This window comes from Burkholderia catarinensis, assembly GCF_001883705.2.
Classification (GTDB): domain Bacteria; phylum Pseudomonadota; class Gammaproteobacteria; order Burkholderiales; family Burkholderiaceae; genus Burkholderia; species Burkholderia catarinensis.
The window spans coordinates 1-7,618 of the sequence record NZ_MDEQ02000060.1 but is presented as its reverse complement, the minus strand read 5'-3'; the positions used below and the strand labels follow the sequence as shown (position 1 = coordinate 7,618).

Annotated in this window: 9 protein-coding genes and 1 pseudogene; 5 read left to right on the top strand and 5 right to left on the bottom strand. The window is 65.4% G+C overall.

The genetic code is table 11. The features are described 5' to 3' along the window. From BFF94_RS37280 to BFF94_RS37270, 4 genes are all read right to left on the bottom strand, one after another. The coding region (locus BFF94_RS37280; RefSeq protein WP_219140455.1) for an iron-containing alcohol dehydrogenase at positions 1-335 on the bottom strand (335 nt) is incomplete at its 3' end. Between the two features lie 44 nt (positions 336-379). Continuing rightward, positions 380-514: a hypothetical protein gene (locus BFF94_RS38280; protein WP_281426443.1), complete on the bottom strand. Its 135-nt coding sequence runs from the start codon at positions 512-514 to the stop codon at positions 380-382. A 146-nt stretch (positions 515-660) separates the two neighbouring features. After that, entirely contained in the window at positions 661-954 is a 294-nt protein-coding gene (locus BFF94_RS37275; protein ID WP_246637506.1) for an H-NS histone family protein, read from the bottom strand. A 385-nt stretch (positions 955-1,339) separates the two neighbouring features. Beyond that, positions 1,340-2,230 carry a LysR family transcriptional regulator gene (locus BFF94_RS37270; protein WP_128845222.1) on the bottom strand — a complete coding sequence of 297 codons (891 nt, stop codon included), beginning with the start codon at positions 2,228-2,230 and terminating at the stop codon, positions 1,340-1,342. 122 nt (positions 2,231-2,352) lie between these two features. Here BFF94_RS37270 and BFF94_RS37265 point away from each other — a divergent pair, with 122 nt between their 5' ends. From BFF94_RS37265 to BFF94_RS37245, 5 genes are all read left to right on the top strand, one after another. Beyond that, a complete protein-coding gene (locus BFF94_RS37265; protein ID WP_128845201.1) occupies positions 2,353-3,033 on the top strand; it encodes a CoA transferase subunit A in 681 nt (226 codons plus the stop codon). Then, positions 3,030-3,665, top strand: coding sequence for a 3-oxoacid CoA-transferase subunit B (locus BFF94_RS37260; RefSeq protein WP_128845203.1), 636 nt, complete (start codon positions 3,030-3,032; stop codon positions 3,663-3,665). The genes BFF94_RS37265 and BFF94_RS37260 overlap by 4 nt, the downstream gene beginning before the upstream one ends. Then, complete coding sequence (locus BFF94_RS37255) at positions 3,662-4,699, top strand: NAD(P)H-dependent flavin oxidoreductase (RefSeq protein ID WP_281426444.1); 1,038 nt, start codon at positions 3,662-3,664, stop codon at positions 4,697-4,699. The genes BFF94_RS37260 and BFF94_RS37255 overlap by 4 nt, the downstream gene beginning before the upstream one ends. 122 nt (positions 4,700-4,821) lie before the next feature. Beyond that, on the top strand, positions 4,822-5,892 hold the full coding sequence (locus BFF94_RS37250) for a porin (RefSeq protein WP_128845207.1): 1,071 nt from the start codon (positions 4,822-4,824) through the stop codon (positions 5,890-5,892). Between the two features lie 58 nt (positions 5,893-5,950). Beyond that, positions 5,951-7,204: an MFS transporter gene (locus BFF94_RS37245; protein ID WP_219140453.1), complete on the top strand. Its 1,254-nt coding sequence runs from the start codon at positions 5,951-5,953 to the stop codon at positions 7,202-7,204. 47 nt (positions 7,205-7,251) lie between these two features. Here the strand turns inward: BFF94_RS37245 and BFF94_RS37240 are convergent. After that, positions 7,252-7,618: pseudogene (locus BFF94_RS37240) on the bottom strand (L-dopachrome tautomerase-related protein); the annotation flags it as partial.

The following is a 7,618-nucleotide window of genomic DNA, read 5'->3' as shown; positions in this document are numbered from 1 at the left end:
CCCTCGAACAGCGCGGCGGCCGCAACGAACTTCGTGCCGTCGATCACCGAGCCGCCTCCCACTGCGAGCAAGAAATCGATCCGGCTCGCGCTTACCTGCGCGACCGCTTTCATCAGCGTCTCATACGCCGGATTCGGCTCGATACCGCAGAACTCCTGGACCTCGCGTGCGCCGAGCGCGGCCCTGACCTCGTCGAGCGTTCCATTTTTCCGGGCGCTCTCGCCGCCGTAGAGCACGAGGACCCGGGCATCGCGCGGGATCAGGTCATTGAGGCGAGACACGCTGCCTTCGCCGAAAACAATGCGGGTCGGGTTGTAGTAACTGAAATTCTGCATGATTCAATCCAAATTAGTAGACCAGTCGTCTATAAAAATGTCGATTAATGGACTGCTCGTTCGATTTGCGGAAGAACAGTCGTCGAACTTTCCGGATAACGAATCGAAGCGGCGCTCATTTCGATCACGCGCTTCTTGCCTGCCATTTCCGCTTCCGCGAAGCCGATTTGCTTCTTCATCGGCGCGGGCCCGTTCGGTGAGCCTCCTGCTACAACATCCTTGGCGATGTCTGCGATGACTGCTGAGCTTTATTAACCAGTGTTTCCCAAAGCCGAGCCGAGCAATGTGCCACGCTAAACATTCGCTTCAAAATGCCGCCTCCTTTTCACTCCTTCAATCTATATTTATCGAGATCTTTTCCAATCAGCCAGACCGGCATTCGCCCCCTCCCAGACCATGTCGCGCCGGAATTGGGGTCAAAATATTTAGGCTTTACCGCTCCTCGGCGTGATTTTTCTTGACCAAGATTTGCATTGCAATTGACGCAAAAAGGAAATCCATTTTCCGCCAATAATTGAATCACCCTATCAGCAATAAGCCGCGCCTCATTCTCTCGCGCCTCATCAATTTGTTTTTTCAGATTCTCCAACTGACTCAACAGTTCGCGATACGTACTCACGATACTTCCTTGATATATTTACTAAAAACCTAAATTACATCAGGGCGATTTTTAAAGGCGTTGATTTTTCGCTGCAATGGACGGCATTCTCACGCAAAGAGCGGATGTCTCTATTTAAGGCGGAAAACACAATTCGACGTTGCGCCCAACGGTCCCCGTACGGATCCGTCGTTTCTTCTGCCACGAAGGGCCATCCGGGGCGTCATCATCGATCAAGCACGGAGGCGCGATGGTTTTGCCGAGTGCATGACGCAGATACTACTCCGGTATTAGACCGGTCGTCTAGTAAACACCGGAATGTTACATTTTGTGTACGCAAGCCCCGCAGCGGCCCTCGACCACTCAGTCGAATGAGGTCCGTCCGCCGGCGCTTGCGCGGGAGCCCTTACCGTCGCAGGCAGAGCTTGATCAACTGCTGCACCGCCGGCGAACGCACGTTCTTGCGGTACGCCAGTGCGAGATGCGACCTCACGTCGTCTTGCAGCAACGGGCGAAACGCGACATCCGGTTGCGCGAAGCGAGTCATCGATGCGGGAATCAGCGCAACGCCGAAATTTGCCGCGACCATGCTGATGATGGTCGACATCTGTCGCGACAGTGCCTCGACGCGCGGTCGAAAGCCCGCGGCGGCACAGATTTCGAGCGTAGTCGCGTAGAACCCCGTTCCCTCCTGCGTATGCGTGCAGATGAACGTTTCGTCCCGCAACGCCGCCACGTCGATGCGCGCGCGCCGCGCCAGCCGATGCCGCGCGTTCAGCACCGCCACCACCGGCTCGGCCTCGAGCGTCTGCAACGCGACGCCGTCCGGCAGATCACGTACCGGCGGCCGTACGAAGCCGATGTCGAGTTCGCCTTCCGCCACCGCGACGATCTGCGCAGGCATGTCCATTTCCCGGATCGAGACGTGTACGTCGGGATGCGCACGACGAAATTCGACGATCAGGGTCGGCAGCATCCCGGACAGCGCGGCGGACGCAACATAGCCGATCGACAGCGCGCCGGTGTCGCCGCGGCTCGCGCGCGCAGTGGCCGTTTCGCTGCGTTCGACCTGGCGCAGCACGGCGAGCGCCTCGTCGCGAAACACCGCGCCGACCTCGGTCAACCCAAGGCGCCGCCCCGAACGCGTCAGCAGCGGCACGCCGACCGCTTGCTCGATCACGCGCAGTTGCTGGCTGAGCGCGGGTTGCGAGATGCCGAGGCGCTCGGCGGCGCGGCCGAAATGCAACGCCTCGGCCAACGCGACGAAGTACCGGTAATGCCTCAACTCCAGATCCATCCTTGCGTCATCCATAAGGTGAAGTTATCAAACTTTAACCGAACTGCAGTTGAACCTATCGATCGCGGGCGTGACCATGAAGTACCCGATGTGGGTGCGGTCATACAAGGAATGGAAAACGGATGCAAAGGGTAAACAAGATTGTCGACGGTTGCGAAGCGGCGCTCGCCGGCTTGCGCGATGGCGCGGCGATGATGATCGGCGGATTCGGCAGTTCAGGCCTGCCGGGCCGGCTGATTGACGCCGTGCTGGCACACGGCGCAACCGACCTGACGGTCATTTCCAACAACGCGGGTTACGGCGACGAAGGCGTCGCTGGCCTGATCGCCGCGGGACGCGTGCGCAAGCTGGTCTGCTCGTATCCGCTGACGGCGGGCGCGACCGCGTTTCGCGACGCGTACCGGCGCGGCGCGATCGAACTCGAGCTGGTTCCACAGGGCACGCTCGTCGAGCGCATCCGTTGCGCGGGCGCCGGCCTCGGCGGCTTCTTCTGCCCGATCTCCGCGGGTACGCCGCTCGCCGCCGGCAAACGCGTCAATGTCATCGACGGCGTCGAACACGTTCTGGAACTGCCGCTGCGCGCGGATATCGCGTTGCTGCGCGCACGCACCGCCGATCGCATCGGCAATCTCGTGTACCACCTCGCGGGGCGCAACTTCAATCCCGTGATGGCCACGGCCGCGCGCGTCGTGATCGCCCAGGTCGATGCGATCGTCGACGCGGGCGAGCTGGACCCCGAACGCATCGACACGCCCGGCATCTTCGTCGATCGCGTCGTGGTCCCGACAGGAGAACGCGCATGAACCGCTGGCCCCGTCTCCTGATTGCCCGGCACGCCGCACACGACATTCCGCACGGCGCCTACGTCAACCTCGGCATCGGCCTGCCTACCCAGGTCGGCGACGAAATTCCTCAGGATCGCGAAGTCTTCCTGCACAGCGAAAACGGCATCCTGAACCTCGGCCCGCGTCCGCAGGACGGACGCGAGGATGCCGACCTCATCAACGCCAGCAAGCAGCCCGTCAGCCTGCGGGCGGGCGCGTCGATCTTCGATTCGGCGCTCAGTTTCGCGATGATGCGCGGCGGCCATCTGGATCTCGCGATCCTCGGCGCGTATGAAGTCGCCGAAAACGGCGATCTAGCCAACTGGACCCGCGCGGACCCGGGCACGCCGCCGGCCGTCGGCGGCGCGATGGAACTCGCGTACGGCGCCCGCGAAGTGTGGGTGCTGATGGAACACACCACCCGCGAAGGCCGGCCGCGCCTGCTGCGCGAATGCCGCCTGCCGCTGACGGCGCGCGGCGTGGTGACGCGCATCTATACGGATCTCGCGATCTTTACGGTCGTCCGCGACGGCCTGCGGGTCGAGCGAATCGTCGACGGCGTCACGCTCGAACAACTTCAGTCCGTCACCGAGGCGCGGCTCTCGACCTGAGCCGCGCCGCCCGCCGGACACGCCTGCCTGCGCATCCGGCCTCACCGAACGAAAGGAGACACATGCGAACCAGAATCACCGAACTGCTCGGCATCCGCTACCCGATCATCCAGGGCGGCATGCAATGGGTCGGACGCGCCGAACTGGCCGCCGCCGTTTCGAACGCCGGCGGGCTCGGCATCGTCACCGCGCTGACCCAGCCGACACCCGACGCGCTGCGCAACGAGATCGCGCGCACCCGCGAGCTGACCGCGCGGCCGTTCGGCGTGAACCTCACGCTCCTGCCAACGATCACGCCGCCCCCTTACGCCGAGTATGTCGACGCGATCATCGAAAGCGGCGTGCGAATCGTCGAGACCGCCGGCAACAATCCGGCAGAGCTGATCGCGAAGCTCAAGTCACATGGCGTTGTCGTCGTCCACAAGTGCACGACGGTGCGGCATGCGCGTTCCGCCGAGCGCGCCGGCGTCGACGCCGTGTCGATCGACGGTTTCGAATGCGCGGGCCATCCGGGCGAGGACGACGTCGCCGGCATGGTGCTGATCCCGGCCGCGGTGCGCGCGCTGCAGGTGCCCGTGATCGCGTCGGGCGGCATTGCCGACGGCCGCGGCATGGCGGCTGCGCTCGCGCTCGGCGCCGAAGGCGTGAACATGGGCACGCGCTTTTGCGCGACGCGCGAAGCGCCGATTCACGTCGGCATCAAGCAGGCGCTCGTCTGCGCGACCGAGCGCGACACGAAGCTCATCTTCCGCACGTTGAGGAACACCGCGCGCGTGCTCGGCAATGCGGTGTCCCGCCAGGTCGTGGCGATGGAAGCGCGGCCGGGCGGCTGCCCGTTCGACGAAATCCGCCCGCTCGTGAGCGGCGCGCGCGGCCGCGCGGCGCTCGAACACGGCGACGTGGACGGCGGCGTCATCACGGCCGGCCAGTGCGTCGGCCTCATCGACGACATTCCGACCTGCGCCGAGCTGCTGGAACGCATGGTATTCGAATGCCGGGACAACCTGCGGCGCGCGCAGCAATGGATCGCTTGACGGCCGCGCGCATGGGAAAGCGCACGCGTCACGCCCGCCGGACAGCGCACCCCTGACGCGTTGCCGGCCCCGCACTCCCGCCGGACGGGAGCACGACAAGAAAACACAAGGAGACCTCCGCAATGAAAAAACCGCTTGCCGCCGCCGCGCTGGCCGGTGCACTCGCCCCTGCGTGCCACGCGCAATCCTCGGTGCAGCTGTATGGCGTCATCGACGCCGGGCTGATGTTCAAGACCGGCGCCGACCGCGCGGGCAAACCGCTTTACCAGATGGTGTCCGGCGTCGAAGCAACGAACCGGTGGGGCCTGCGTGGACGCGAGGACCTGGGCGGCGGCTGGGCCGCGATCTTCAGCCTCGAAAACGGCTTCCGGGTCGGCACCGGCGCGCTGATCGGCAGCAGTCCGCAACCGGCTTCGACCGTCCTGTTCGATCGCGGCGCGACGGTCGGCGTCGCACACGACCAGGCCGGCACGATCCGCTTCGGCCGGAACTGGACTCCGTTCTACGACGCCATGTTCGCGTCGGACGCATCAGGCTGGTCAAACTTCGGATCGCTGAACAACCTGTCGCACCAGCAGCGCACCGGGCTGCCTGGCGCCGGCTACTACTGGGCCAACAATTCCGTCAAGTACGTGTCGCCCGCGTTCGGCGGGCTCAGCGGCAGCGCGCTCTACAGTTTCGGCGGACGCGCTGGCGACTTCCGGAACAGCCGCGTCTATTCGGCCGCGCTCGCATACGGCAACGGTCCGCTCCTGCTGAACGCGGGCTACCTCGACGCGAACGATCCGACGGGCGCGACGGACGCGAACGTGGCGCGTGCGTATCACGTCGGCGCAATGGTTCGGTTCGGCGGCCTGAGCCGCGCCGGCGTCAGCTGGACGAGCTTCCGCGATCCGGCGACCGGTTCGCAGCAGGGCTATCTCGGCGCCACCGGCAGCTATGGCGTGTCGGCCACGCTCGCGCTCAGCGGCGCGTACGTCCACCTGTTCGATCACTCGGTCGCCGCGGGCCACGCCGACCTGTTCAAACTGGCCGCCGATTATTTCCTGTCGAAACGCACCACCCTCTATACCGACGTCGGCTATGCGCGCAACGGCGCCGGGGGCACGCTCGGCCTGCAGTACACCGCGCCGGCCCCGAAGGCGGGACTCAACCAGTTCGCCGTCGCGGCCGGGGTGCGTACGGCCTTCTGACGCAGCAGCACACAAGACGCATCAACCATTGAAACAGCAGCATGCAAGGGGAGATCCGATGGAACTGCAAGCCAACGCCCGCCTTCGCGCCGGAGAGCGCCTGTGGCTCACGGTATTCGCATTCGCCTTTCTGGGCATGGTCGTGGACGGTGCCGACCTGATGTTCCTGTCGTACAGCCTGTCGAGCCTGAAGCGGGATTTCGGGCTCACCGACGTCCAGGCCGGCAGCCTCGGCAGCCTGACCCTCGCAGGCATGGCGCTGGGCGGCCTGTTCGGCGGCTGGGCGGCGGACCGCTTCGGACGCGTGCGGACGATCGTCTGGACGGTGCTCGTGTTTTCGATCGGCACGATGCTGCTCGGCTTCACCAGGAACTACGGTGAATTCGCGGCGGCGCGTTTCGTGTCGTCGCTCGGCCTCGGCGCGCAGTACGTGGTGTGCAACACGCTGATGGCTGAATACGTGCCGACGTCGCGACGCACGACTGTGCTGGGCGCGCTGCAGGCAGGCTGGTCGGTCGGCTATGTGGTCGCGACGGTCCTCGCCGGTTGGATCCTGCCGGCCTACGGCTGGCGCTGGCTGTTCTATATCGCGGTGTTCCCGGTCGTGCTGGCCGTGCTGATGCGGCGCGCCGTTCCCGAGCCGGCCGCGTGGCTGGCCGCGCGTGCCGCACACGCGACGCACGGCGGAAATGCCGCGGCCCCTCGCGACGCGACGTGGCGGACACTGTTCGCGCAGCGCGCCGATCGCAGGATGTTCGCGCTGTGGTCGCTCACGGCCGGCCTGCTGCAATTCGGCTACTACGGTGTGAACAACTGGCTGCCCACCTATCTCGAGAAGGAACTGAACCTGAAGTTCAGCGCGATGACGGGCTTCATGGTCGGCACCTACGTCGCGATGATCCTCGGCAAGATCGTCGCCGGCTGGCTCGCCGACCGGTTCGGCCGGCGCATCGTGTTCTGCGCCGGCGCGCTCGGCGCGGCCGCGTTCCTGCCCGCGATCGTGCTGGGCGGCAACGCGTCGAACGTCGCGTGGCTACTGATCGCATTCGGGTTCATCTACGGCGTGCCGTATGGCGTCAACGCCACCTACATGACCGAAAGCTTCGAGACGAAGATCCGCGGCACGGCGGTGGCAGGCGCCTACAACCTCGGCCGCGCCGGCGCGGCCGTCGCGCCGATGGTGATCGGCTACATGGCGGCGCAAGGATCGATCGGCCGCGGCTTCCTGCTGATGGGGCTCGCTTATTTCCTCGGCGGCGTGGTTCCCGCGCTGTTCATTCCTGAAAAGCTCCACGACCCGCAACGCGGCTGACTGCGCGCGGGGCGGCCGACGCTCCGCGCGCGACCACCCCAACCGCGTCAGCGCGCCACCGGCCCCGCGTCGATCTTCACGCGAAACAGCGCATACGGCTTCACGCGACCGTCGCGGCCCTCGTGGAACATGGGCTGCCGCTCGATCTGGTTCGCGGTGAAATACAGGTAGCCGGGCGCGACCGACATCGAATCGGGCCACAGCATCCGCGGGTCGTGCGCGATCGTGGTCCAGCGGCCGTTGTCGAGCCGGCGAATCGCGTTGTGCTCATAGTCGGTCGCGTAGACGCGGCCGCGATCGTCCGTCTCGAGACCGTCGGACGCGCCCTTGTCGCCGAGATCGACGACGGCCGCACCCAGCGCGCCCTCCTCGATCATGCGATCGCGCAGCAGCGCGGTCGGCACCGCATACAGG